Source organism: Cupriavidus sp. OV096 (genome assembly GCF_900115455.1).
Lineage (GTDB): Bacteria > Pseudomonadota > Gammaproteobacteria > Burkholderiales > Burkholderiaceae > Cupriavidus.
Genome location: NZ_FOWM01000004.1, coordinates 341,405 through 364,202 on the forward strand (window position 1 = coordinate 341,405; position 22,798 = coordinate 364,202).

The window sequence follows — 22,798 nt, forward strand, 5'->3', positions numbered from 1 at the left end:
TCGCGCAGTTATCGGCCAGCCGGATTTTCCCGCCAGGTTATATTCGTTATGATGCAACGCAGCAGATGCGGTTTTCTTATTCGACATCAGGGGAGCAAGTGGCTATGGAATACCTTGTCGAGTCGCCAACGCCGATGCGCACCATCGGCCCGATCCCGATGACCGGCCAGCGCGAGATCCGGCGCATCGGCCTGATGCTGTTCGATGGCTGCTCCCTGCTGACCGCCGGCATCATTGCCGAGGCGTTCCGCATGGCGAACGAAATCGCCCTGCAGCGCACCGGCCGACCCGCCTACCAGTTGTCCCTGCTGTCCCACCGGGGCGGCATCGTCGCCTGCTCATCCTCGGTGCGGGTCTGGACGCAGGGGCTGGACGTGCTGGGCCAGCGTGGCTTCAACGCCATCTTCATCGGCTGCAGCGAGCGCGAGCCGTCCGGCGAGCGCGATGCCCGCCTGATGAACGCCATGATCGAGGTGAGCGCCTCCGTACTGGAGCGCAGCCCACGGAGCGGCCAGCGCACCCAGCCCGCCCAGCCCCGCGTATCGCGCGCCATTCCCCAGAAGATTGTCGAGGTGGACGAGGTAGCCGGGATCAGCCACGTCACCTCGTCCGTGTTCTGGTGCCGCGATGGCGCCGTCTCCGCGCCGGACGTGATGCCCTCGGCCGCCGACATGGCGCTGGCACAGATCGAGTTCGACCTCGGTTTCGTGATGGCGACCGAAGTGGCCCGCCGCCTGGCCCCGCAGCGCGACACCCCCCTGGCCCGCCAGGAAACCCCCGAACCCGACGACGTCCCCGACATCGCCGCCTCCTCCGAAGCGCTGGAGAAAGTGCGCGCCTCGGCCCGCTGGATCACCGCGCACTACGCGGAAGAGATCTCCGTGGCCGACGCCGCCCGCATCGCCGCCATGAGCGAGCGCAACTACCTGCGCCGCTTCAAGTGCGCGCTGGGCATGACGCCGTCCGAATACCTGATCCGCGCCCGGCTGGAGATGATCTGCCGGCTGCTTAAGGAAACCGACCTGCCGGTGGACAAGATCGCCCGCCGCTGCGGCATGGGCAACGGCGACCGCCTGGCCAAGATCTTCCGAAAACGCTTCGAGCTGTCCCCCACCGCGTACCGCAATCTCGACAAGACCGCGCTGCCAGACGCAGCCTAGCCACAGGAGGAGGCAAGAGTCATGCACCAAGATCTGCTGGATGTTGCAAAGCTGGACTGGATCTCGCGCGAGCTTTCTGAGTCGTACAGTGCCGCCGCGCCGTTTCCGCATGTCTGTATCGATAACTTCCTGGACGACGGCATCTACCGCGAGGCCAGCGCCGCCTTCCCCAGCGCCGACGAGAAGGTGTGGTTCACCTTCCGCTCCGCCGCCGAGAACCTGAAGCTCCAGATCCAGGACTTCTACGCGATTCCGCCCGCGCTGCGGTCCCTGATCGTCGAGTTCAACAGTCCCGGCTTCATCCGCTTCCTGGAGCAGCTTTCGGGCATCCAGGGGCTGGTGCCGGACCCCCACCTGCACGGCGGCGGGCTGCACCAGACGCTGCCGGGCGGCCGCCTCGGGCTCCATATCGACTACAACTACCACCTCGAATGGAAGCTGGACCGGCGCCTCAACGTGCTGCTGTACCTGAATGACGAGTGGGACGACAACTGGGCCGGCCATCTCCAGCTATGGGACGAGGAAGTCCAGCACTGCGTGCAGAACATCTCGCCCATCGGCAACCGGCTGGTGGTCTTCAGCACCAACGAGTGCTCGTGGCACGGCCACCCGGTGCCGCTGGCCTGCCCGCCCGGGGTCACGCGGCGCTCGATCGCGCTCTATTACTACACCAACGGCCGCCCGGACCAGGCCTCCGAGGAACACACCACGCGCTTCCACGCCCGGCCGGGCGAGCGCTTCACCATCACCGCGCGAGACATCCTGCATGGCATGACGCCCCCGTACGCCAAGGCGCTGGCCAAGCGGATCGTCGGGCGATAGCAGACAGGCGAACTACGATGGCAACCCTCCTCGTTACCGGCGGCGCCGGCTTCATCGGCAGCAATTTCGTGCTCGACTGGCTGCGCCGGCACCACGCCGACCGCATCATCAATGTGGACAAGCTGACCTACGCGGGCAACCGCCGCAGCCTGGCCGCCGTGGAAGGACAGCCCCGCCACGTCTTCTCCCAGACCGATATCTGCGACCGGGCCGCGCTGGACGCGCTGCTGGCCACCCACCGGCCCCAGGCCGTGGTGCACTTCGCGGCGGAGAGCCACGTGGACCGCTCCATCGCCGACCCGGGCGCCTTCATCCAGACCAATGTGGTCGGCACCTTCACGCTGCTGGAAGCCGCCCGGGCCTATTGGGGGCGCCTGAATGCGGCCGATGCCGACCACTTCCGCTTCCTGCACGTCTCCACCGACGAGGTGTTCGGCTCGCTCGGCGCCGAAGACCCGCCGTTCTCGGAGACCACGGCCTACCAGCCCAATAGCCCCTACTCGGCCTCCAAGGCGGCGTCGGACCACCTCGTCCGGTCCTACCACCACACCTACGGGCTGCCGGTGCTGACCACCAACTGCTCGAACAACTACGGCCCCTACCACTTCCCCGAGAAGCTGATCCCGCTGATGATCACCAACGCGCTGTCCGGCAAGGCGCTGCCGGTCTACGGCGACGGCCTCAACGTGCGCGACTGGCTCTACGTGGGTGACCACTGCACCGCCATCCGCACGGTACTGGCGCGCGGCAAGGTCGGCGAGACCTACAACATCGGCGGCTGGAACGAGAAGACCAACCTGGACGTGGTGCACACGCTCTGCGACCTGCTCGACGCGCTGCGCCCGAAGGCGAGCGGCTCCTACCGCCAGCAGATCACCTTTATCGGCGACCGCCCCGGCCACGACCGCCGCTACGCCATCGACGCCCGCAAGCTGGAGCGCGAACTGGGCTGGCGGCCCGCCGAGACCTTCGAGACCGGCCTGCGCAAGACCGTGCAGTGGTATCTGGACAACCCCGGCTGGGTCAAGGACGTGACCTCTGGCGAGTACCGCAACTGGGTGGCGAGGCAATATGCCGCCTGACGCCCCCAATGATCGGGAGATCCCCACCCTGCTGGTCACCGGCAGCAACGGCCAGGTCGGCTTCGAGCTGCGCCGCAGCCTGGCGCCGCTGGGCCGCGTGGTGGCGCTGGACCGCGCCGGCTGCGACCTGTCGGACCTCGACCAACTCCGGCGCGTGGTGCGCGAAGTCCGCCCCGACGTGATCGTCAACGCCGCCGCCTACACCGCCGTGGACCGGGCGGAGGCGGAGACCGAGCGCGACACCGCCTTCCTGATCAACGGCAAGGCCGTCGGCGTGCTGGCGGAAGCGGCCCGCGCGCACGGCAGCCTGCTGGTGCACTACTCGACCGACTATGTGTTCGATGGGGCAAAAGCCAGTGCTTACTATATAGAGAGCGACCCGACCGGCCCGCTGTCGGTCTACGGCCGGAGCAAGCTCGCCGGGGAGCAGGCCATCGCTGCCGTGGACGCGCCGGCGCTGATCCTGCGGACCTGCTGGGTGGCCGGTGCGCATGGCGCCAATTTCGCCCGCACCATGCTGCGGCTCGGCGCCGAGCGCGACAGCCTGCGCGTGGTGGCGGACCAGTTCGGCGCCCCGACCACCGCCGCGCTCGTCGCCGATGTCACCGCTCAGGTCGTGGCCCGCCACTGGCTGGCCGGCAACCGCGCGGCGTTCCCGGCCGGCATCTACCATCTGGCCGCCGCCGGGGAAACCAGCTGGCACGGCTACGCCACGGAAGTGATCCGCTACGCCGCCGCGCATGGCTTCCCGCTGAAGGCGGACCCGGCGCGCATCGCCCCCATTCCCGCCACCGACTATCCGCTGCCGGCGCCGCGCCCGGCAAATTCGCGCCTCGATACCAGCAAGCTGCGCCGCACGTTCGGCATCCACCTGCCCGACTGGCAGGACGGGCTGCACCTGCTGCTGGACCAACTGCGCCCGTAAGCCTTTCCGCCTGTGAGCCTTTCCGCCTGTCAGCCTGGAGCCCCCCATGACCATGAACGTGACCCGAACCGATATTCCCGACGTGCTGGTCATCGAACCAAAAGTGTTCGGCGACGATCGCGGTTTCTTCTACGAGAGCTTCAACGGCCCCGAGTTCGAGGCCCTGACCGGGGTGAAGACCAACTTCGTCCAGGACAACCATTCGCGCTCGGCACGCAACGTCCTGCGGGGGCTGCACTACCAGGTGCGCCATCCGCAGGGCAAGCTGGTACGCGTGGTGATGGGGGAGGTATTCGATGTGGCGGTGGACCTGCGCCGCAGCTCGCCCACCTTCGGCAAGTGGGTGGGCGTGACGCTCTCGGCCACCAACAAGCGCCAGCTCTGGGTGCCCGAAGGCTTCGCGCACGGCTTCGTGGTCACCTCGGACTATGCCGAGTTCCTCTACAAGACCACGGACACCTGGTACCCCGAGCACGAGCGCTCCCTGCTCTGGCGCGACAGCACGCTCCACATCGACTGGCCGCTCCAGGGCGAGCCATTGCTCGCGGCGAAGGACGCGGGCGGCAAGGCGCTGCGGGAGGCGGAGGTTTTTGCCTAGGGCTGCGCCCCGTGGCGGTCAGTCGCGTCGGCCCGGCGCCGAGACCGGCACGCGGCTGACTTCGTTGTTCGCATCGACCAGCCGCTTCAGCATCTTGATGAACGCCTGCTGTTCGGTCTTGTTCAGGCCGGTCAGCATGCGCTCCTGCGCGCGTTCCGTGGCCGGGTACATCTGGTCCAGCAGCGCCTCGCCCTCCGCCGTCAGGTAGAGCAGCTTGGTGCGGCGGTCCGTACCGGTCGAGCGCGATATCAGCCCCTTGATCTCCAGCCGTTCCACCACGCCTGAAATTGTGTTCCGGTCGAAGCCGATCGCCTGTGCCACGCGAAGCTGGTCGATGCCCGGATGGGCGCGGATAGCCGCCAGGGCACCGTACTGCACCGGGGTGGTGTCGTAATCCGCTGTTTCCTCGAGAAATACCGTGGTCGCGATCTGCTGCAGCCGCCGGATCAGATGCCCCGGCTTGTTGTACAGGATCGCTTCGAGGTCGTGGGCTGTCATGGCGTGCGCGGGCGGTTTGAATCGAGCCACATGGTACCTCAGGTTAACCCCAGTACTGATCGTCATAATTGTGACTATCATATCGGTGATTGATTGACGGGCGGTGACAGCCCCCAACACCGAGGATCTGGACATGCATGAGACAACGGCGCTTTCGGCCGCCCTTTCGGCCACTTATCGAAACCAGTTGGCCAGTGCGGGCCTGACGCCGCTCTGGGAGCATCTCTCCGGCGCGCTCCCGCACGGCCGGCCGGCGGGGCTGACCCGGGCCAACCACTGGCGTTACCGGGACATCCGCCCCTTGCTGCTGCAGGCTGGTGAGCAGGTGCCGGTGGAGAAGGCCGAACGGCGCGTGCTGGTGCTGAGCGATCCCGGCCGGGGGCCCACCGCCATGCAGGCGACCGGCGGCATCTATGCCGGCATCCAGTTGATCCTGCCCGGCGAGACGGCGCCGACCCACCGGCACTCACCTAGCGCCGCGCGCGTCGTGATCGAAGGCAACGGCGGCTTCACTGTCGTGAATGGCCAGCGTTGCGAGATGGAGCGCGGCGACGTCATCCTCACGCCATCCGGCCAGTGGCATGACCACGGTCATCACGGCACCGGACCCTTCACGTGGCTCGATGTGCTCGACCTGCCGGTTTTCACCGCCGTGGAAGCCTCCTACGCGGAGGCCGCCACGCCGGGCTGCAACGTCGGGGACGCCCTGGCGTCGCTCCAGAGCCGCCTGCTACGCGATGGCCTGGCCGTGCCCGCCGCGCTGCGCCGGCCGAATCCCTATCCGATGCTGCGCTTTCCTTGGCAACGCACGCGGGCCGCGCTGCTTGACCTCGCCCGCCATGCGCCGGCGGGCGCGCCCATCGAAGTCGCCTATGTCAATCCGGAAACGGGTGACAGTTGCCTGCCGATCATGGGCTTTACCGCGATGCAGCTGCCCGCCGGCCGCACGCTATCGCCGGTGCCGCGCTCGCCCGGCGCCGTGTTCCATGTGATCGAAGGCGACGGCGAAACCACCGTGGACGGCAAGTCGTTCTCGTGGAGCGCCGGCGACACCTTCACCGCGCCGGCGTTCGCTGACCTGGCCCATCGCGCCGGCATCCACAGCGGTCCGAGCTTCCTGCTGCGGATCGACGACGAACCCCTGCATCGCAAGCTCGGCTTCTTCCAGGAACGGAAGTTCGCCTGAGCCGTACCCATCCAAGTATTGGAATTATCGGAGTCACCATGCGCATCTGCCGCTTCAACCATGACAAGCTCGGCCTCGTCCAGGGCGACGAGATCCTCGACATCAGTGCCGCCCTCGAAGTGCTGCCCACCCACCGCTGGCCCGTACCGCAGGGCGATCCGCTGATCGCGGCGCTGCCCCAGGTCATGCAGGTGGCACGCGACCTGGCGCCCAGCGCGAAGCGCCTGCCGCTGGCCGCCGTCACACTGAACAGCCCGGTCAGCTACGCCAGCAAGTTGCCCGCCGCGCCGGTCAACTACCTCAAGCACATGGCGGAGGCGCAGGGCGACCCGGCCACCTTCCACGCCCATCACCTCAAGCGCATCGAGGAAGTCGGCCTCTTCCTCAAGGCCAGCAGCTCGCTGGTGGGCCCCGGCGACGGCGTGGCGCTGCGCCACCTGGACCGCCGCAACGACCATGAACTGGAACTGGCGGTCGTCATCGGCAAGACGGCGGATCGCGTGCCGGTGGCATCGGCGCTCGACTACGTGGCCGGCTACGCCATCGGCCTGGACATGACCGTGCGCGGCCCCGAGGAGCGCTCGCTGCGCAAGTCGATCGACACGTACTCGGTGCTCGGCCCATGGCTGACCACCGCCGACGAGGTACCCGACCCGGCCAGCCTCGATATCGAACTGCACGTGAATGGCGAACTCCGCCAGCGCGCCAATACGCGCGACCTCGTCATCGGCATTCCGCAGCTGATTTCCTGGGCCTCCAGCTACTACACGCTGCTGCCGGGCGACGTGCTCTTCACCGGCACCCCGGACGGCGTGGGCCCCGTGGTGCCGGGCGACGTGATTAGCGCGCGCATCGACAAGGTCGGCCAGATGGACGTGCGCGTGCGCGCCGGCTGAAGACAGGAATAGTGATGAGCGATATCAAGACAGTTTCCACATTGGTCGTGGGCGGTGGCATTGGCGGACTGGCCGCCGCGCTGGCCCTGGCCCGGCAGGGCCAGCAGGTCCACGTGATCGAGCGGGCCGATGCGTTCGCCGAAGTCGGCGCGGGGCTTCAGCTTGCGCCCAACGCCTCGCGCGCGCTGGACCGGCTGGGCGTGCTGGACAACGTGCGCAAGACAGCGGTCTTCCCGCAGCGGCTGGTCTGGATGGACGCCCTGAGCGGCACCCAGGTGACCGCCATGGATCTGGGCGAGCCGTTCCAGTCGCGCTACGGCTACCCGTACATCGTCATGCATCGCAGCGATCTGCTGGACGCGCTGCTCAACGCCTGCCGCGCGCATGCGCGAATCTCGCTGGAAACGAGCCGGCATGTGGTGGAAGTGGCCGACCATGGCGACATGGCGGAGGCACGCTGCACCGACGGCTCGGTCTACCGCTGCGGCCTGCTGATCGGCGCAGATGGCTTGCGCTCCGCCGTGCGCGGCATGCTGGCCGGCCCGGGGGAGCCGGTCTGCTCCCACTACGTGGCCTATCGCGGCACGATCCCGGTGGCGCGCATGTCCTCCCACGCCGGCAGCGACAACGTGATGATGTGGACCGGCCCGGACATGCATCTGGTCCAGTACCCGGTGCGACGCGGCGAGCTGTACAACCAGGTGGCCGTCTTCCGCAGCGACCGCTACAGCCCGGACCACGACGACTGGGGCACGCAGGACGAGATGTCCGCCCGCTTCGCGGACGCCTGCACCGAGGTGAAGGACGCGCTGACCATGATCGCTACCAATCGTCGCTGGCCGCTCTTTGACCGCGCGCCGACCCAGCAATGGACCCGTGGCCGCATCGCGCTGCTCGGGGACGCCGCCCATCCGATGCTGCAATACCTCGCCCAGGGCGCCGCGCAGGCGTTGGAAGATGCCTGCGCGCTGGCGGATGCGTTCGCCACGCATGCAGGCGACACCCCTGCCGCGCTCGACACCTATGCCGGCGTGCGCCGCGCCCGCACCGCGCGGGTCCAGCATACGGCGCGGATCTTCGGCGACATCATCCACATGGAACGCGTGGGCGCCGCCGTGCGCAATACGCTGCTGGCCGGCCGGCAGGCCGACGACTACACACCGGTGAACTGGCTCTACGCCGCCTAGGCGTGGCAACGAACGGCCTGCCCAGACAGGCCGACGCAATATAACGGGAGACAAACCATGCAAACCCATACCGCCCAAGGTGCGTCCAGACTGGATGCCTTGATTCTCGATCGCGACATGTCGTGGTTCCAGATCGCTGCCGTGGCGATCTGCGTGGCCATCAACATGCTCGATGGCTTCGACGTGCTGGCGCTGGCGCTGACCGCGCCGTCCATTGCCCGCGACTGGGGCCTCAAGCCGACCGAACTCGGCGTGCTGTTCAGCGCGAGCCTCGCCGGCATGGCCATCGGCTCGCTGACCATCGCGCCGGTGGCCGACCGGGCCGGACGACGTCCCACGGTGCTCGCCTGTCTGGTGCTGCTCAGCCTGGGCATGATCGCCTCGGCGTTCGCCCAAGACGTGACCCAGTTGGGCCTGCTGCGCTTCGTCACGGGGCTGGGCATCGGCGGGGTGCTCCCGAGCATCAACACGCTGGTTGCCGAGTACTCGTCGGCACGGCGGCGCGACCTCAACATCAGCATGATGACGGTGGGCTACTCGGTGGGGGCCACGCTGGGCGGCCTGGCCTCGGTGTACCTCGTCACCCATCACGGCTGGCGCTCGGTCTTCCTCGCGGGCGGCGTGCTGTCGATCGCCATGTTCCCGGTGGCGCTGGCCATGCTGCCCGAGTCGCTCGATTTCCTGGCGGCGCGCCGCCCGGCCGGGGCGCTGGACAGGATCAACCGCATCCTGGGCCGGCTCGGGCAGGCCGCGCTGGACGCCCTGCCGCCCCAGCGCGCGGCGGCAGCGCAGCGTGGCTTCGGCGAGTTGCTGCGCGGCACGCAACGCCGCAGCACGGTCATCGCCTCGGCCGCCTTCATGCTGGTGATGCTGACGTTCTACTTCCTGTTGAGCTGGACGCCCAAGATGCTGGTCGACATGGGGCTCACCGTGGAGAGCGGCATCTCGGGCTCGGTGGTGATGAACCTCTCGGGCGTGGTCGGCGGCGTGGCGCTGGGCTGGCTGACCGCCCGCTACGGCCTCAAACGCATGGCGATTGCCTATTTCAGCCTGTGCTTTGCCTGTGTGGTGGTCTTCACGCGGATCCCGCCCAGCACGGCCAACCTGATCGCCATGGCCGCGCTGATCGGCTTCTTCATGAACGGCGCCGTGGTCTGCCTCTATGCGCTGGCCCCACGCGTGTTCCCGCCCGAAGTCCGCGCCACCGGCACGGGCCTGGCACTGGGCTTCGGCCGGCTCGGCGGCACCCTCGGCCCGTATCTGGCGGGCCTGCTGATCGCTGCCGGCTGGTCGCGCACGGCGTACTCGGCCGCGCTGGCCGCGCCAATGCTGCTGGCGGGTGTGCTGTTCGCCGCGGCACTGGCTGGCGAGGCCCGCGCCGCGCGGCGCGCCACGCCTTCGATGCCCTCGTCGGCCCGCTGATCCGTAGCACCTCAGTCGTACCCCATAACAACAATCCGGGAGATATCCATGTTTCGTCATGCCGCCATGGCAGGCGCGCTCGCGCTCGCCTCGTCCGCAATCTGCGCGCAATCGGTCATGCTGTACGGCGTCGTCGATACCGGCGTCGAGTTCGTCAACCGCATCGGCAGTGCGCACGACAACGTCGTGCGGATGCCCAACCTGTCCGGCACGGTGCCGTCCCGCTGGGGCCTGCGCGGCACGGAGGACCTCGGCGGCGGGCTGAAGTCGCAGTTCGTGCTCGAGTCCGGCTTCGCGCCCGACAGTGGCGTCAGCAACCAGGGCGGCCGGCTGTTTGGCCGACAGGCATGGGTCGGGCTATCGGGGCAGTGGGGCCAGCTCTCGCTCGGCCGCCAGTACACGATGCTGTTCTGGTCGACCCTCGACTCCGACATCCTCGGCCCCAACACCTTTAGCTCGGGCTCGCTAGACAGCTACATCCCCAACGCCCGCACCGACAACGCTGTGGGTTACAAGGGCACGTTCGGCGGCTTCACGGTCGGCGGCACATACAGCGTTGGCCGCGACAGCGTCAACGCCGGCCCGAGCCCGTCCGGCACCAACTGCGCGGGCGAGAACCCGGCCGACAGCCGGCAGTGCCGCGAATGGTCGGCGATGCTGCGCTACGAAACTGCCCGGTGGAGCGCCAATGTGACTTACGATTCCCTGCGCGGCGGGCCCGGCGCGTTCGCCGGCCTGACCAGCAGCGCGCTGCATGACGACCGGCTGACGGTGAACGGCTACGCCATGATCGGCAAGGCGAAGGTCGGCGCCGGCTGGATCCGTCGCGACAACCGCGCTAGCATCACGCCGCGCAGCGACCTGTACTTCGGCGGCCTGTCCTATCCCGTCACGCCAGCCTTCAGCGTGGACGCCGAGGCGTTCCACCTGCGCTTTCACGACAGCAGCAACAAGGCCTGGCTGTTCGCGGCGCGCGCCAACTACGCCTTCTCCAAGCGCACCATGGTCTACGGCACGGTCGGCTATATCGATAACCGCGGCACACTGAACTACTCCGTCAGTTCAGCGGCGGTGGGCGCCAATCCCACCCCGGGAGGCAACCAGCTCGGCGCCATGCTGGGGATGAAGACGGTCTTTTGACGCATAGAATAGGACGTGGCCAACTTCGCCTGTCCTGCGGCGCGACCCGAAGTGTTGGTCCAACTTCAGGAGACCCGCATGAGCAGCAAGAACACCATTTGCCTGTGGTACAACCGCGACGCGCTCGATGCCGCCAATTTCTATGCCAAGACCTTCCCCGACAGCGCGGTGGGCGCCGTCCACCGCTCGCCGGGCGACTATCCGGACGGCAAGGAGGGCGATGTGCTCACCGTCGAGTTCACCGTCGCCGGCATTCCCTGCGTCGGCCTGAACGGCGGCCCGCACTTCCAGCACAACGAGTCCTTCTCCTTCCAGATCGCCACGGACGACCAGGCCGAAACCGACCGCCTGTGGAACGCCATCGTCGGCAATGGCGGGCAGGAGAGCGCCTGTGGCTGGTGCAAGGACAAATGGGGCCTGTCGTGGCAGATCTCGCCGCGCGTGCTGGTCGAGGCCGTCACCAGCCCGGACAAGGCGCTGGCCAAACGGGCGTTTAACGCGATGATGACGATGAAGAAGATCGACATCGCCAAGATCGAGGCGGCCATCCGCGGGGACGGCAAGTGATGCCGGGTTGAATCCCCCCGGCGGGCATGGCAGCATGGCCCGATGCCCGTCGCCGCCAATATTCCCTCCGATACCACTCTCCGGGACCTCGCCCGCCTGCGCCGCGTGCGTGATCGCATCGACCGCGAGTATGCCCAGCCGCTGGACGTCGAGGCGCTCGCGCAGGGTGTCCACATGTCGGCGGGCCACCTCAGCCGCCAGTTCCGGCTGGCCTATGGCGAATCCGTCTATGCCTACCTGATGACGCGGCGCATCGAACGCGCGATGGCGCTGCTGCGCCGGGGCGACCTCAGCGTCACCGAGGTCTGCTTCGAGGTGGGATGTTCATCGCTGGGCACCTTCAGCACCCGGTTCACCGAACTGGTCGGGGTCTCGCCGAGCCGCTACCGGCGCGAGGCCGCCGGCGAGACCGAGGGCATGCCGCCCTGCGTCGCCCGGCAGGTCACGCGACCGATCAGGAATCGAGAAGCGCCGAAAAAGCAGCCGGCCTAGACTGCCTGGACCCCAACACGGAAACGGAAACCCCTCATGGACCTCAGCATTCACTCGGCCTTCCTGCCCCACACCGACCCGGAAACCTCGCTGGCCTTCTACCGGGACGCGCTCGACTTCGAAATCCGCAAGGACGTCGCCTTCGGCGGCAACCGCTGGATCACGGTCGGCCCGAAGGGCAAACCCGAGACCTCGATCGTCCTGTTTCCGCCCAACGCCACGCCGGGCGTCACCGACGACGAAAAGCGCACCATCGCCGAAATGATGGCCAAGGGCACCTACGCCATGCTGCTGCTTGGCGCGACGGACCTCGACGCCGCCTTCCAGCGCCTGCAGGACTGGGACGCCGAGATCGTCCAGGAACCGACCGACCAGCCCTACGGCGTGCGCGACCTGGGCGTGCGCGACCCGGCCGGCAACATGATCCGCATCCAGCAGCTGAAGTAAGACCGGGCGGGCCCGCCCCGCCTCACAGCATCGACTTGCCCTGCGCGAGGATCTTGTCGCAGACCTGCTTCTTGACCTCGGCCTTCATGGCGGCCGTGTTGCTGAGGTCGAGTTGCCGGCCGTTGCTGGTGGAAAGCACGCCGCGCGAGCCGTCGCTGTAGCCGGCGTCCTTGGTGCCGCCCGGCACGGAGCCCAGCAGCTTGTCCTTCACCGCCGAAGTTGCCGAGTCGGCGTTGAGGTAGTTGTTCTTCATGCAATATTCGATCACCCCGGCGGCGTTGCCGGCGCTGCCGGCGGTGAGCGATGACATCGACATCCCGCTGATGTCGCCGATCGCCCCGGTGGGGGCCGACTTCATCATGTCGCCGAGCTGCGCGTGGGCCACGCCCGAGAGGGCGGAGAGCGCGACGCAGCACGCGGGAAGGGTCAGCCACGCGGCGCGGCGCAGCGTAGCGGGGACGGAAATTTTGGCCATGCGAGACTCCTTGTCCGGTCATGCCGGGAGTGGCCTCACCACTATATGCCGCCGTCCGCCGGATCCGATCTGAACGTTTTTGAGATCCCGTGTGGCTTATGCGTCATGCGACGCATGTCCCCGGAACATCGACATCCCATCCGTGATCTGCGCCAGTAGCGCCAGCGCCGCGCCCGGCAGCGGCCGGCCGGCCTTGACCAGCACCCGGGCCTGCGTGCCCCGGAACAGCGGATGGTCGATGGGCACCACGGCCAGTTGCCCGGCCGCGATCTCCCGGTAGGCCGCGAACTCGCCGATCAGCGTCATGAAGTTCTCGTACGCCACGATCTGCTTGAGCGCCGGCAGCGAGTTGGTGGTCAGCGTGGCGTGGATCGAGATGTTCTCGGCGAACTCCAGCATCTTGGCCGCATGGCCGATGCCGAACGACGGCGGCATCAGCGCCAGCGGGTAGGCCTGCATGTCGGCGATGCTCGCCGGGCCACCACGCAGCGCCAGCGGGTGATCGCGCCGCACCAGCAGCACCACCGGCTGGGCCACGCTGGCGCGGTATTCCACGCGCGGGTGCGGCGGTGGGTTGTAGGCCAGGCCGATATGGGCGCGGCTCTCGGCCACCTCGTTCAGCACGTCGTCCACGGGCAGGCTGACCATGTGGATCTCGAGCTTCGGATAGCGCGCGCAGAACGGCGCCAGCACCTCGTTGACCAGCGCATCGGCAAACCCCTCGCTGATGACCAGCCGCACCTCGCCCTGCTGGAGCCCCTGCAAGGCGTGGAGCTGATCCTCCAGCTTCTCCTGGTGCGAGCGATAGCCGCGCCAGAACTCGAGCAGATGCGCCGCCGCCTCCGTGGGCCGCAGCCCGCGCGGCTGGCGCTCGAACAGCGTCGACCCCAGTTCGTCCTCCAGCAGCCGGATCTGCCGGGTGATAACCGACGGTGACGTGTTGAGGTGCTCCGCCGCACCCCGGATCGTCCCGTGCGCCATCACCTCCCGGAAGTACCGCAACCGCTGCTGATTGATCTCGCGCATCTCGCCGTATCCCTTGCGTTGCCTGAGGGGCAACGATACGTGAACTTTGTTGCTGTTGGTAGGTGGGCGCGCCGCTGCCACTATCGAGAGACCCCACGCAGGGCACCCGTAGAGAGAACAGAGACAGACTGGAGACAAGCAATGCTAGCCATCCCCCAAGAAAGTGCAGTCGACGACACGTCCGCGCTGTACAGCAAGATCAACTGGCGATTGCTGCCCTTTCTGCTGATCTGCTACCTGTTCGCCTACCTGGACCGCGTCAATATCGGCTTCGCCAAGCTCCAGATGCAGAGCGACCTCGGCTTCTCGGACGCGGCCTACGGCGTGGGCGCGGGCATCTTCTTCATCGGCTACGTGCTGTTCGAGATCCCGAGCAACCTGATGCTGCCGCGCATTGGCGCGCGCAAGACCTTCAGCCGCATCCTGGTGCTGTGGGGCATTACCTCGGCCTGCATGCTGTTCGTGCGCGATGTGCCGATGTTCTACGCCATGCGCTTCCTGCTCGGCATCTTCGAAGCAGGCTTCGCACCGGGGATGATCTATTACCTGTCGTGCTGGTACGGGCCGCAGCGCATGGCGCGGGCCATCGCCATCGTCTTCCTGGCCGGGCCGATCGGCGGCATTCTCGGCGCGCCGGCCTCGGCGTGGCTGATGACCTCGCTCGCCGGCGCCGGCAACCTCGCCGGCTGGCAATGGATGTTCCTGGTGGAGGGCCTGCCCTGCGTGGTGCTGGGCCTGCTGGCGCTGAAGCTGGTGCCGAACAAGCCGTCCGAGGCCACCTGGCTGACCGATCAGGAGCGCCGCATGCTGGAGGCCGATCTCGGCCATGTCGGCGCCGCCCACAGCCACTCGTTCCGGGCCGTGGCGCGCGACAAGCGCATCTATGTGCTGGCCTTCGCCTACTTCTGCATCATCGCGGCGATCTACGCCATCAGCTTCTGGCTGCCCACCTTGATCAAGGCGCAGGGCGTGACGGATACCGTGCAGCTCGGCTGGTACGCGGCGGTGCCCTATATCGGCGCGGCCTTCGGGATGTATTACATGGGCCGGCGCTCGGACCGCAAGAACGAGCGGCGCTTCCACTGCGCGGTGCCCGCGCTGGCCGGCGGCGTGCTGCTGGCGGCCTCGACGCTGGCGGATGGCCACCTGTTCCTGACGCTGGCGCTGCTGACGCTGGGCACCACGGCGCTGTGGATGACCTACACGGTCTTCTGGGCGATTCCGCCCGCCTATCTCAAGGGGCCGGCGGCCGCGGGCGGCATCGCGCTGATCAACACCATCGGGCTGTCCGGCGGCTTCTGGGGTCCGGCCATCATCGGCTGGGCGAAGACCGCCACCGGCAACCTGCACCTCGGCGTGCTGGTCATGGCTTCGCTGCCTGTCCTTGCCGCCCTGATCGTCATCACCAACAAGCTGCCGGCCCACCGGTAGCCACCCATAAGAGGATTCCCATGCAACTGCACATGTCCACCTGGGCCGAAATCGAATCGTTCCTCCAGCGCAGCCGCACGATCGTCGTGCCGATCGGCTCCAACGAGCAGCACGGCCCGACCGGCCTGCTGGGCACCGACTGGCTGTGTCCCGAGATCATCGCGCGGGAGGCGGAGAAATCGGCCGACATCCTGATCGCCCCGACCTTCAATATCGGCATGGCCCAGCATCACCTGGCCTTCGCGGGCACGATCTCGCTGCGCCCGTCGACGTTCATCGCCGCGATTGGCGACTGGGTACGCTCCCTCGCCCTGCACGGTTTCGAGAAGATCCTGTTCCTGAACGGGCACGGCGGGAATGTGGCCTCGATCGAGGCGGCGTTCTCGGAGCTGTACGCGGAAGCCAGCTTCGCGCGGCGCCCGGCCGGCTTCGCGCTGAAACTCGCCAACTGGTGGGATCTGGAAGGCGTGGGCGAACTGGCGCGCGACCAGTTCCCGACCGGGCATGGCGCGCACGCCACGCCCTCCGAGATCGCCATCACGCAATGGGCCTTCCCGGAGTCGGTGAAGACGGCGGACTACGCGCCGCCCATCGCCCCGTCCGGCCCGATCCGCGATGCGCTGGACTTCCGCGCCCGCTTCCCTGACGGCCGGCTGGGCTCCAACCCGGGGCTGGCCACGCGCGAACGGGGCCGCGCGCTGGTCGAACTCGCAGCGCAGAGCCTGGCACGCGAGCTGGCGGCATTCAGCCAGGAACGGCCGCCGGCCTGAGGTTGTCGTCAGGTTGGCCCGAGGTTGCCCCTCGGGCAGCCCGCCGCTCAGCGCGGCACCAGTTCCACGCGCTCGGTGGTCGCCTTTTCCACCGCCTTGCGCGTGTAGACCAGCGGGAAGTATTCCCCCTTGGCCCACAGCGGCGCCAGATCGCGGTAGTGGGGGCTGGCCGGATTGCCCGACTGCCCCGGCGTGTTCACCGCGCGCGAGGCGTCCCAGTTGCCCACGTCCAGCACCATCCGGAACGAGGCCCCGGCGGTCAGCTGGAAGTCATTGTTGCGATAGCTGGTGTTCATCGGCGTGAACGACGATCCACCGATCGGCCCCGCGTTCACGTCGTACTGCTGGCGCTGGGCGGGGTCGAGAAGGGCGTTGAGCGGATGGTTGAACACGGCGGTGTGCAGCTTGCCCCACTGCCACGCCGCCGGGTCCGGCCCGAGCGCCTTCTCCACCTCGGCCATGGCCGATTTCAGTGTGGCGAACATGATCTCGTTGCGGCGCTCGACGGTCATCCAGGTGTCGGGCTGCTCCATCACCGCGATCACCCGGGTGGCATCGCCCGCGCCCACCAGCTTGGCCGCCTCCGGCGACAGCGCCCCGCGCACGATGGCCGTGCGCAGGTGCTTGCTGAACCAGACCTCGAACAGCGCCGCCGCCGCGCTGTTGGCGCGTTCGTTGCCGTCCCAGTTGCGCAGCAGGTCCAGCCCGCGCTGGACCTGCGCGTCCGGGCTGTTGAGCGGCTTGAGCAGCGCCACCACGCGCTGGGCCGGCAGGGACACCGTGTCGTTCTGCCACGCCATCGAGTCCGCCACCGAACTGCGCGACTTGGCCCCCACCACCGCCTTGAGCCGCTGGGCGCGCGAACTGTCGCTCCACTCATAGCCCACGCCGATCTTCGCGGCCGGATGGTTGGCCGGGATGTTGTTCTCGTTGGCGGTGACCACGTAGCCCGGCGTCGGGTTATACGCCCACGGCAGTTCGTCCATGTTGCGATAGCCGGCCCACTCGTAGCGGCCATCGCCGGGCACCGGCGTCAGGCCGTCCCAGTTGGGCCGGTTCACGGTCAACCCGCCCGGAATCCAGCCGATATTGCCCGAGGTGTCCGCGTAGACCTGATTCTCGCCCGGCGCACCCCAGCGGTTCATCGCCGCACGGAACTGGTCCCAGTTGCGCGCGCGCATGTAGTCCATCGACCCGAAATACGGCGCCATGCCGTAGTCCAGCCACGCGGCGCGCAGCACCCAGGCGCGCTGGGTCTTGGCGTCGGCGTAGAGCACCGGGCCGTGGCGCGTGTAGTCGATGGTCACCGTGCGCGGTGTGGCCTCCCCGCGCACCGCGATCTGCTCGGTGACGGTTTCCATCGGCTCCCAGCGGCCCTTGTAGCGATACTCGCGCGCCTGGCCCGGGTTGGTCTCGTAGACGTAGAGGTCTTCCTGGTCCATGTAGAACCGGGTCAGGCCGAAGGCGATGGTGCCGTTATGGCCGATCGAGATGCCCGGCAGGAACGGCTCGCCGGCGCCGATCACGGACAGGCCCGGCGCGTTCAGGTGGCTGATGTAGCGCAGGCTCGGGGCGCCGTGCGCGCGGTGCGGGTCATTGGCGAGGATCGGCCGGCCCGTGGTGGTGCGGCTGCCGGCGATGACCCAGTTGTTCGAGCCCAGGCTGCGCCCGGTGTCACTCGACGCATCGACCATCGCATAGAGCTGGTCGACCGGCACGTTCCCGGCCCCTGCGGCCGCAGCCTTGCTGGCGCCCGGTGTCCACCACTCCTTCGGAAAGCGCGGCGCGGCCGTGGCCAGCGCGTAGGCCTGTTTCAGCTCGGCCACCGGCAGCGCGCAGGGGTCCAGCCCCTCGGGCAGCTTCGGCTCGACCGGCGGATCGAGTTCGCGGCGCACCCAGTCGGCGCGCACCCCGTTGGCCTTGCCCTCGCAGAACACCGCCGCGCGGTCGATCTCGCCCGTGAAATTGAGCGTCAGGCCGTGGTGGCGAATCCGCACGATGTCTTCGGCACGCCACAGCGCCGGCTTGTAGTTCAGCACGCGGAACTCGGGCGGCAGCAGTGCCGGGTTGGCTTCCGTCTGCGCCACGTAGGCGTTCACGCCGGCCACGAAAGCCTCGGCCACGCGCTTGGCGTCGGAGCCGTAGGCCAGCCACTCCCGGTACATATCGCCCCGGAACAGCACCGCGCGCGCCATGCGGTCGCCTTCGACATAGGCCGGCCCGAAGTCCTTGGCCATCTCGCCCAGCCCGCGTTTGCGCCAGAGGTCGATCTGCCAGAGGCGGTCGCGCGCGGCCATGAAGCCCTGCGCGTAGAAGGCGTCGTAGAGCGTGCCGGCGTAGATGTGGGGCACGCCCCATTTATCGATCAGGATGCTGGCCGGCTTCTCCAGCCCGGGCACCGCGAAGCGGTCGGGGCCGGCGGCGAGGGCGGCGGTGGTCGTGGAGAGCGTGGCAAGACAAGCGAGCGCGACGGCAGCGCGCCGCAGCGGACGGGAATGGTGAAGCATTGTGTCTCCTCTTCGGGGCCTGTTAAATCAGGACCCATGAGGATAGACGAATGTGGCGCCGATGTGGCCGATACGGCGATCGTGCGCTGCCGCAATACAGGCGTTTCAGGTTCAGTAAACGTCCCGACGGTAGCGCCCGTCCTCGGTCATCGCCTGCAGCGCGTCTTCGCCGACGATCTCGACGAGCGCCGCGTGCACGCCACCCGCCATGCCCTGCAGGCTGCCGCAGACATAGATCGCCGCGCCTTCGGCCAGCCACGCGCGGAGGGCGTCGGCCTGCGCCGTCACGGCGTCCTGCACGTAGTGCGGCACGCCGCCATCGCGCGACCACGCGCGGTCGATGCGCTGCAACACACCTTGTTCCTGCCACGCGCGCAGTTCTGCCCCGTGGAAGTCGTCATGGGCGGCGGAGCGCTCGCCAAACAGCAGCCAGTTCCGCCGATGCCCGGCCGCCGCGCGGGCCTTCAGCAGCGCGCGCAGGCCGGCGAGGCCCGTGCCGTTGCCGATCAGGATCAGCGGGCGGTCATCGGCAGGCGGATGGAACGTGCGATTGGCGCGCACGCGCAGCGCGATATGCGCGCCCTCGGGGGCATGGACGGTCAGCCAGCCGGACGCCAGCCCCAACCGGCCATCGTCATGACGGGTCTCGCGTACGAGCAGTTCGAGCCGGCCATCGGCGGGCAGCGAGGCAATCGAGTATTCGCGGTGCGGCAGGGCCGGCAGGGCGTCGATCAGCGCCTGCGGGGCCAGGCCGGCCATGGTGTCGAGATGGGCGTCGGGCAGCGGCAGGCGCGTGGCCAGCGCCTCGGTCAGCGTCATCGGGCGGCTGTCGCAGCGCACCGGGGTGGCGCCATCGAGGGCGAGACGGACCAGCAGCTTCGCCACGATGTCCGGTGGCTGGCAGGGGCCGACTTCGGCGATATCGCCGGCCGTCCACGCCAGGTCGCTCGGATCTTCCGGCACCAGCGCGAGGTGCCAGGCCGGCGCACCGTGACTGCCGGGGTTGAGCAGGCGGCGCTCCACCAGTTGCCAGCGGCCATAGCGCGGGCGCTCCCAGTCGGCAATCTCCGCGCCGCCGCCGAGCGCCGACAGATGGTTCTGCCAGTGGCGCAGCGCGCCGGGGTCACCGTTGTCGACCTCGACCATGTCGAATAGCGGCTGGGCGTGATGGCGCTGCAACCAGCCGGACAGCGTGTGCCCGAAGGCGCAGAAGCGCGCGTAGCTGCTATCGCCCAGCGCGAGAATGCCGTAGCGCAACTGCCGCAGCGACTCCGGCGCGGCGCCGGACACCAGCTTGCGCGTGAAGCCGGAGGCGGTATCGGGCGCATCGCCCTCGCCCGTCGTGCTGACCAGGAACAGCGCCTGCCCGCACGCGGCCAGCCGCGCACCGTCCAGTTCGGCGAAGGACAGCAGTTGCACCGGCACGCCGGCGCCTCGCAGCGCGCGGGCGGTCTGCGTCGCCAGTTGCTCGGCGAAGCCGGTCTGGCTGGCGTAGGCGATCAGCGTGGGGCGCCCGGCGCCGTTGTCATCCGGCACAAGCGCTGCCCGCGCGGCGCGGCGGCGGCGATGCTGGGCGAGGATGGCGGCGCAGAAGCCCGCATAGGCCACCACCACGCCGGCCGCCATCGTCATCCGGCTGGGAGACAGCAAGGCCAGCGCAACGCCGGCGAGGCAAACAACCCAGGGCCACAGGCGAGCGACGGTCATGACAGCATGGCGGCGAATGCCGGCGAGGTGAGTTCATCGAAGCCGCGCGGCGTGCGAACGAGGAAGCGCGCCGCCAGCGCATGGCGCTGCGCGAAGTCCATGCCCGCCTGGGGCCCAAGCACGGTCAGCGCCGTGGACAAGGCATCGGCCAGCATGCAGTCCCGGTGGATCACCGTCACCGAAGCCAGCGCGTGCGCCGCCGGGTAGCCGGTGCGCGGGTCGATGGTGTGGGCAAAGCGTCGGCCGTCCTGCTCGAAGTAGCGGCGATAGTCGCCGGACGTGGCGATGGACAGCCCGAGCAGCGCCACCAGCGTGCGGGCGGCGCCGTGGGCGTTCGCCTCGGGCGATTCCAGTTCCACCCACCACGGCATGCCGTCGGGCTTGAGGCCCTGACCGCGCAGTTCGCCGCCGATCTCGACCAGATGATCGGTGACGCCGCGGGCGTCCAGATGGCGGGAGACTGCATCGACAGCAAACCCCTTGGCGATGGCGCAAAAGTCCAGCGCGAGCCCGCCCGGCTGGCGCGCCCGGCGGTTCGGCACATCAACCTCGATGCGCTGCCAGCCGCAGGGCTGGCGCACGCGCGCCACGTCGTCCGGTGTGGGCGCGGTCTGGCGCGCATGCGCCAGACCTGCGGGGCCGAAGCCCCACAGGTCCACCAGCGGACCGGCGCTCGGATCGTAGGCGCCGCCGCTGTCGCGCGCCACCTGCAGCGCGGCCTGGAGCACCGCGAAGCAATCCTCGGGCAGCGTGACCCAGGCATCGGCGGCAGCGCGGTTGAAGCGGCTCAGGTCCGAGGTCTCGGACCAGTTGCTCATCTGGGCGATGACGTTGGCCAGGACCGCCTCGATCGCCGCCTCGATGCCATCCCCGATGCTTGCATCCTCCCCGCCCGCCTGCACCGCCGACACCGACCACGTGGTACCCATGGTCTGGCCGGCCCACTGCCGCACGCGCCCGCCCGCCGCCGGGGTGGGCGGCGGCGCGGAGAGCGAGGTGGGAATCAGCACGCGCGGCATCGATCGGTCTTACTGGGGCAGCACTTCCACGGTCACCGCGTAGGCCGCGCGGCGGGCCTTGGCCTGCTTGACCGAGGTCTTGTCGTCGCGGACATCGGCTTCCATCCAGTACATGCCCGGGGCCGGCCACTTGATGCTGAACTTGCCGTCCGCGTCGGTGGTGACGCTCAGGTCGTTGAGCTTGTCGCGATAGCGGATGCCGCCCGGCACGATCTCCACCTTCAGGTTGCTGGCGGGCTTGCCGTCCAGCAGCAGGCGGAAGCTGGCCGTATCGCCCGCCACGAGGTCATTCGGGTGGGTGATCGGGGCCAGCTCCAGGCCGCGGCCCGTGGTCGACAGCGCCTGCTTGGACGGCTTGCCGGCGGTCACGAAGGCTTCCACGCGGCCGGCGTTCTCGGTCACCTGCAGGTCCTGCGCGTTGGCCGGCACGTTGCTGGCCAGCGCCTCGGCGGTGCCGCGCCAGCGCTTGGTCTGGCCGCCTTCCTTCCACGAGGCGAACACACCCTGGTTGATCACGGCCACGCGGTAGGTGCCCGGCTGCGTCAGGTGCAGGTCGAAGGTGCTGCGGTACTTGCCGGTGGAGGCGTTCTCGGCCTTCACGGCGGCGCCATCCGGGCCGGTGACGACGAGGTTATCGAGCCGCATCGGCACGTGTTCGAAGTAGAACAGGTCGTTGGAGACGGCGGCGTCCACAGTCACCCAGGCGTCGTTGCCAGACAGCACGGTGGCCGACGGCAGCAGCCACTGGCGGTGGGCGTGGGCGGCCAGCGGGGCCAGGGCGGCTAGCGCCAGCACGGCGGCGCGCATGGCAAGGCGTTGCGGGAAGCGGGCAGGCTTGTTCATCGTCAGGCTCCAGTCAATCCAGTGATTCGGGGTGAGAACGGATGGGGTGCGGGTCAGGGCTTCAGTTCGACGGTGACGCCGCCGAGTTCGTGTTCGCCCTTGGCACGGGCCGTCTGCGCGGATTGCGGCGGCCACGTGAACGGCACGCGCACCAGTTCGCGGCCCCCGACTTCGCGCGCGGCCTCCACCACCAGTTGGTAGTCGCCGGCGGGCAGCTTGCCGAGCGGCGACTTGCCGGCGGAGAACGACACCGCCTGCTCGCCCGGCGCACGCGTGGCGCCGGAGATGCCATCGGCCGGCATCTGCATGTCCCGGCCCGCCTTGCGCCACCACTGGCGCATGTCCTTGAGCCACTTGGTGCCTTCGCCGTCCTTGTTCTTGCCGTCGTACCAGACCGCCAGCGTGGAAACGGGGCTCTGATCGGCGCGCTCCACCCACATCGCCACGTAGGGGCGGTGGTACTCGGCCACGGTGAGGCGGGGAATATCCACCTTGACGTTCAGGTCGGCGGCCATGGCGGGCGCAAGCGGGGCGGCGGCCAGGCCGGTCATGGTCACGGTAAGGAGTCGGCGCATCGGAACTACCTTTTCTGGTTGGA

General features: G+C 68.6%; 23 protein-coding genes. 15 read left to right on the forward strand and 8 right to left on the reverse strand.

The window, feature by feature from the left end; translation table 11 throughout:
* Positions 1-104: 104 nt before the first annotated feature.
* The 5 genes from BM115_RS11740 to rfbC are packed head-to-tail and all read left to right on the forward strand — an operon-like array spanning position 105 to position 4,587.
* Positions 105-1,160, forward strand: coding sequence for a GlxA family transcriptional regulator (locus BM115_RS11740; RefSeq protein ID WP_177219898.1), 1,056 nt, complete (start codon positions 105-107; stop codon positions 1,158-1,160).
* A gap of 21 nt (positions 1,161-1,181) precedes the next feature.
* Positions 1,182-1,982 carry a 2OG-Fe(II) oxygenase gene (locus tag BM115_RS11745; RefSeq protein WP_092293862.1) on the forward strand — a complete coding sequence of 267 codons (801 nt, stop codon included), beginning with the start codon at positions 1,182-1,184 and terminating at the stop codon, positions 1,980-1,982.
* A 17-nt stretch (positions 1,983-1,999) separates the two neighbouring features.
* On the forward strand, positions 2,000-3,064 hold the full coding sequence (gene rfbB, locus BM115_RS11750) for a dTDP-glucose 4,6-dehydratase (protein WP_092293864.1): 1,065 nt from the start codon (positions 2,000-2,002) through the stop codon (positions 3,062-3,064).
* The gene (gene rfbD, locus BM115_RS11755) at positions 3,054-3,989 is read left to right on the forward strand and encodes a dTDP-4-dehydrorhamnose reductase (protein WP_092293866.1); all 936 of its coding nucleotides are present in this window, start codon (positions 3,054-3,056) and stop codon (positions 3,987-3,989) included. Before rfbB ends, rfbD begins: the two co-directional genes overlap by 11 nt.
* A 46-nt stretch (positions 3,990-4,035) precedes the next feature.
* Positions 4,036-4,587, forward strand: a complete 552-nt coding sequence (rfbC, locus tag BM115_RS11760) for a dTDP-4-dehydrorhamnose 3,5-epimerase (protein WP_092293868.1) — start codon at positions 4,036-4,038, stop codon at positions 4,585-4,587.
* 18 nt (positions 4,588-4,605) lie between these two features.
* Here the strand turns inward: rfbC and BM115_RS11765 are convergent, their stop codons facing one another.
* The gene (locus BM115_RS11765; RefSeq protein WP_092293870.1) at positions 4,606-5,085 is read right to left on the reverse strand and encodes a MarR family winged helix-turn-helix transcriptional regulator; all 480 of its coding nucleotides are present in this window, start codon (positions 5,083-5,085) and stop codon (positions 4,606-4,608) included.
* 133 nt (positions 5,086-5,218) lie between these two features.
* Here BM115_RS11765 and BM115_RS11770 point away from each other — a divergent pair, with 133 nt between their 5' ends.
* From BM115_RS11770 to BM115_RS11805, 8 genes are all read left to right on the forward strand, one after another.
* Complete coding sequence (locus tag BM115_RS11770) at positions 5,219-6,271, forward strand: cupin domain-containing protein (protein ID WP_092293872.1); 1,053 nt, start codon at positions 5,219-5,221, stop codon at positions 6,269-6,271.
* 38 nt (positions 6,272-6,309) lie between these two features.
* Positions 6,310-7,167, forward strand: coding sequence for a fumarylacetoacetate hydrolase family protein (locus BM115_RS11775; protein WP_092293874.1), 858 nt, complete (start codon positions 6,310-6,312; stop codon positions 7,165-7,167).
* Positions 7,168-7,181: 14 nt separating this feature from the next.
* Positions 7,182-8,354 (forward strand): FAD-dependent monooxygenase, encoded by a 1,173-nt coding sequence (locus BM115_RS11780; protein ID WP_092293876.1) that lies wholly within the window; start codon positions 7,182-7,184, stop codon positions 8,352-8,354.
* A gap of 57 nt (positions 8,355-8,411) precedes the next feature.
* A complete protein-coding gene (locus tag BM115_RS11785) occupies positions 8,412-9,776 on the forward strand; it encodes an MFS transporter (protein WP_092293878.1) in 1,365 nt (454 codons plus the stop codon).
* 48 nt (positions 9,777-9,824) lie between these two features.
* Positions 9,825-10,916 (forward strand): porin, encoded by a 1,092-nt coding sequence (locus BM115_RS11790; protein ID WP_092293880.1) that lies wholly within the window; start codon positions 9,825-9,827, stop codon positions 10,914-10,916.
* A 78-nt stretch (positions 10,917-10,994) separates the two neighbouring features.
* Positions 10,995-11,483, forward strand: coding sequence for a VOC family protein (locus BM115_RS11795; protein WP_092293882.1), 489 nt, complete (start codon positions 10,995-10,997; stop codon positions 11,481-11,483).
* A 42-nt stretch (positions 11,484-11,525) separates the two neighbouring features.
* Positions 11,526-11,975, forward strand: a complete 450-nt coding sequence (locus BM115_RS11800) for a helix-turn-helix transcriptional regulator (RefSeq protein ID WP_092293884.1) — start codon at positions 11,526-11,528, stop codon at positions 11,973-11,975.
* A gap of 36 nt (positions 11,976-12,011) precedes the next feature.
* Positions 12,012-12,422 (forward strand): VOC family protein, encoded by a 411-nt coding sequence (locus BM115_RS11805; RefSeq protein ID WP_092293886.1) that lies wholly within the window; start codon positions 12,012-12,014, stop codon positions 12,420-12,422.
* 22 nt (positions 12,423-12,444) lie between these two features.
* Here BM115_RS11805 and BM115_RS11810 read toward each other — a convergent pair whose 3' ends face one another.
* Entirely contained in the window at positions 12,445-12,897 is a 453-nt protein-coding gene (locus tag BM115_RS11810; protein WP_092293888.1) for a DUF2501 domain-containing protein, read from the reverse strand.
* 96 nt (positions 12,898-12,993) lie between these two features.
* On the reverse strand, positions 12,994-13,923 hold the full coding sequence (locus BM115_RS11815) for a LysR family transcriptional regulator (protein ID WP_092293890.1): 930 nt from the start codon (positions 13,921-13,923) through the stop codon (positions 12,994-12,996).
* Between the two features lie 141 nt (positions 13,924-14,064).
* Between BM115_RS11815 and BM115_RS11820 the strand changes: the two genes are divergently transcribed.
* Positions 14,065-15,354 carry an MFS transporter gene (locus BM115_RS11820; protein ID WP_092293893.1) on the forward strand — a complete coding sequence of 430 codons (1,290 nt, stop codon included), beginning with the start codon at positions 14,065-14,067 and terminating at the stop codon, positions 15,352-15,354.
* A 20-nt stretch (positions 15,355-15,374) separates the two neighbouring features.
* Positions 15,375-16,124, forward strand: a complete 750-nt coding sequence (locus BM115_RS11825) for a creatininase family protein (protein WP_092293895.1) — start codon at positions 15,375-15,377, stop codon at positions 16,122-16,124.
* 47 nt (positions 16,125-16,171) lie between these two features.
* Here BM115_RS11825 and BM115_RS11830 read toward each other — a convergent pair whose 3' ends face one another.
* The 5 genes from BM115_RS11830 to BM115_RS11850 form a co-directional block, all read right to left on the reverse strand.
* A complete protein-coding gene (locus BM115_RS11830) occupies positions 16,172-18,631 on the reverse strand; it encodes a penicillin acylase family protein (protein WP_092293897.1) in 2,460 nt (819 codons plus the stop codon).
* Between the two features lie 111 nt (positions 18,632-18,742).
* Positions 18,743-20,338 carry a flavodoxin domain-containing protein gene (locus BM115_RS11835; RefSeq protein ID WP_092293900.1) on the reverse strand — a complete coding sequence of 532 codons (1,596 nt, stop codon included), beginning with the start codon at positions 20,336-20,338 and terminating at the stop codon, positions 18,743-18,745.
* A complete protein-coding gene (locus BM115_RS11840; RefSeq protein ID WP_092293902.1) occupies positions 20,335-21,357 on the reverse strand; it encodes an FAD:protein FMN transferase in 1,023 nt (340 codons plus the stop codon). Before BM115_RS11840 ends, BM115_RS11835 begins: the two co-directional genes overlap by 4 nt.
* 9 nt (positions 21,358-21,366) lie before the next feature.
* Positions 21,367-22,200, reverse strand: coding sequence for a DUF4198 domain-containing protein (locus BM115_RS11845; protein ID WP_092293905.1), 834 nt, complete (start codon positions 22,198-22,200; stop codon positions 21,367-21,369).
* 53 nt (positions 22,201-22,253) lie between these two features.
* Complete coding sequence (locus BM115_RS11850) at positions 22,254-22,775, reverse strand: DUF2271 domain-containing protein (protein WP_092293907.1); 522 nt, start codon at positions 22,773-22,775, stop codon at positions 22,254-22,256.
* Between the last annotated feature and the right edge of the window lie 23 nt (positions 22,776-22,798).

Coding starts and splice junctions, on each gene's coding strand:
- BM115_RS11770 (WP_092293872.1), top strand. CDS start 5,219: ATGCATGAGACAACGGCGCTTTCGGCCGCCCTTTCGGCCACTTATCGA.
- BM115_RS11810 (WP_092293888.1), bottom strand. CDS start 12,897: ATGGCCAAAATTTCCGTCCCCGCTACGCTGCGCCGCGCCGCGTGGCTG.
- BM115_RS11830 (WP_092293897.1), bottom strand. CDS start 18,631: ATGCTTCACCATTCCCGTCCGCTGCGGCGCGCTGCCGTCGCGCTCGCT.
- BM115_RS11845 (WP_092293905.1), bottom strand. CDS start 22,200: ATGAACAAGCCTGCCCGCTTCCCGCAACGCCTTGCCATGCGCGCCGCC.
- BM115_RS11815 (WP_092293890.1), bottom strand. CDS start 13,923: ATGCGCGAGATCAATCAGCAGCGGTTGCGGTACTTCCGGGAGGTGATG.
- BM115_RS11840 (WP_092293902.1), bottom strand. CDS start 21,357: ATGCCGCGCGTGCTGATTCCCACCTCGCTCTCCGCGCCGCCGCCCACC.
- rfbC (WP_092293868.1), top strand. CDS start 4,036: ATGACCATGAACGTGACCCGAACCGATATTCCCGACGTGCTGGTCATC.
- BM115_RS11780 (WP_092293876.1), top strand. CDS start 7,182: ATGAGCGATATCAAGACAGTTTCCACATTGGTCGTGGGCGGTGGCATT.
- BM115_RS11765 (WP_092293870.1), bottom strand. CDS start 5,085: ATGACAGCCCACGACCTCGAAGCGATCCTGTACAACAAGCCGGGGCAT.
- BM115_RS11820 (WP_092293893.1), top strand. CDS start 14,065: ATGCTAGCCATCCCCCAAGAAAGTGCAGTCGACGACACGTCCGCGCTG.
- BM115_RS11835 (WP_092293900.1), bottom strand. CDS start 20,338: ATGACCGTCGCTCGCCTGTGGCCCTGGGTTGTTTGCCTCGCCGGCGTT.
- BM115_RS11740 (WP_177219898.1), top strand. CDS start 105: ATGGAATACCTTGTCGAGTCGCCAACGCCGATGCGCACCATCGGCCCG.
- BM115_RS11775 (WP_092293874.1), top strand. CDS start 6,310: ATGCGCATCTGCCGCTTCAACCATGACAAGCTCGGCCTCGTCCAGGGC.
- BM115_RS11790 (WP_092293880.1), top strand. CDS start 9,825: ATGTTTCGTCATGCCGCCATGGCAGGCGCGCTCGCGCTCGCCTCGTCC.
- BM115_RS11850 (WP_092293907.1), bottom strand. CDS start 22,775: ATGCGCCGACTCCTTACCGTGACCATGACCGGCCTGGCCGCCGCCCCG.
- BM115_RS11825 (WP_092293895.1), top strand. CDS start 15,375: ATGCAACTGCACATGTCCACCTGGGCCGAAATCGAATCGTTCCTCCAG.
- BM115_RS11800 (WP_092293884.1), top strand. CDS start 11,526: ATGCCCGTCGCCGCCAATATTCCCTCCGATACCACTCTCCGGGACCTC.
- rfbD (WP_092293866.1), top strand. CDS start 3,054: ATGCCGCCTGACGCCCCCAATGATCGGGAGATCCCCACCCTGCTGGTC.
- BM115_RS11785 (WP_092293878.1), top strand. CDS start 8,412: ATGCAAACCCATACCGCCCAAGGTGCGTCCAGACTGGATGCCTTGATT.
- BM115_RS11805 (WP_092293886.1), top strand. CDS start 12,012: ATGGACCTCAGCATTCACTCGGCCTTCCTGCCCCACACCGACCCGGAA.
- rfbB (WP_092293864.1), top strand. CDS start 2,000: ATGGCAACCCTCCTCGTTACCGGCGGCGCCGGCTTCATCGGCAGCAAT.
- BM115_RS11795 (WP_092293882.1), top strand. CDS start 10,995: ATGAGCAGCAAGAACACCATTTGCCTGTGGTACAACCGCGACGCGCTC.
- BM115_RS11745 (WP_092293862.1), top strand. CDS start 1,182: ATGCACCAAGATCTGCTGGATGTTGCAAAGCTGGACTGGATCTCGCGC.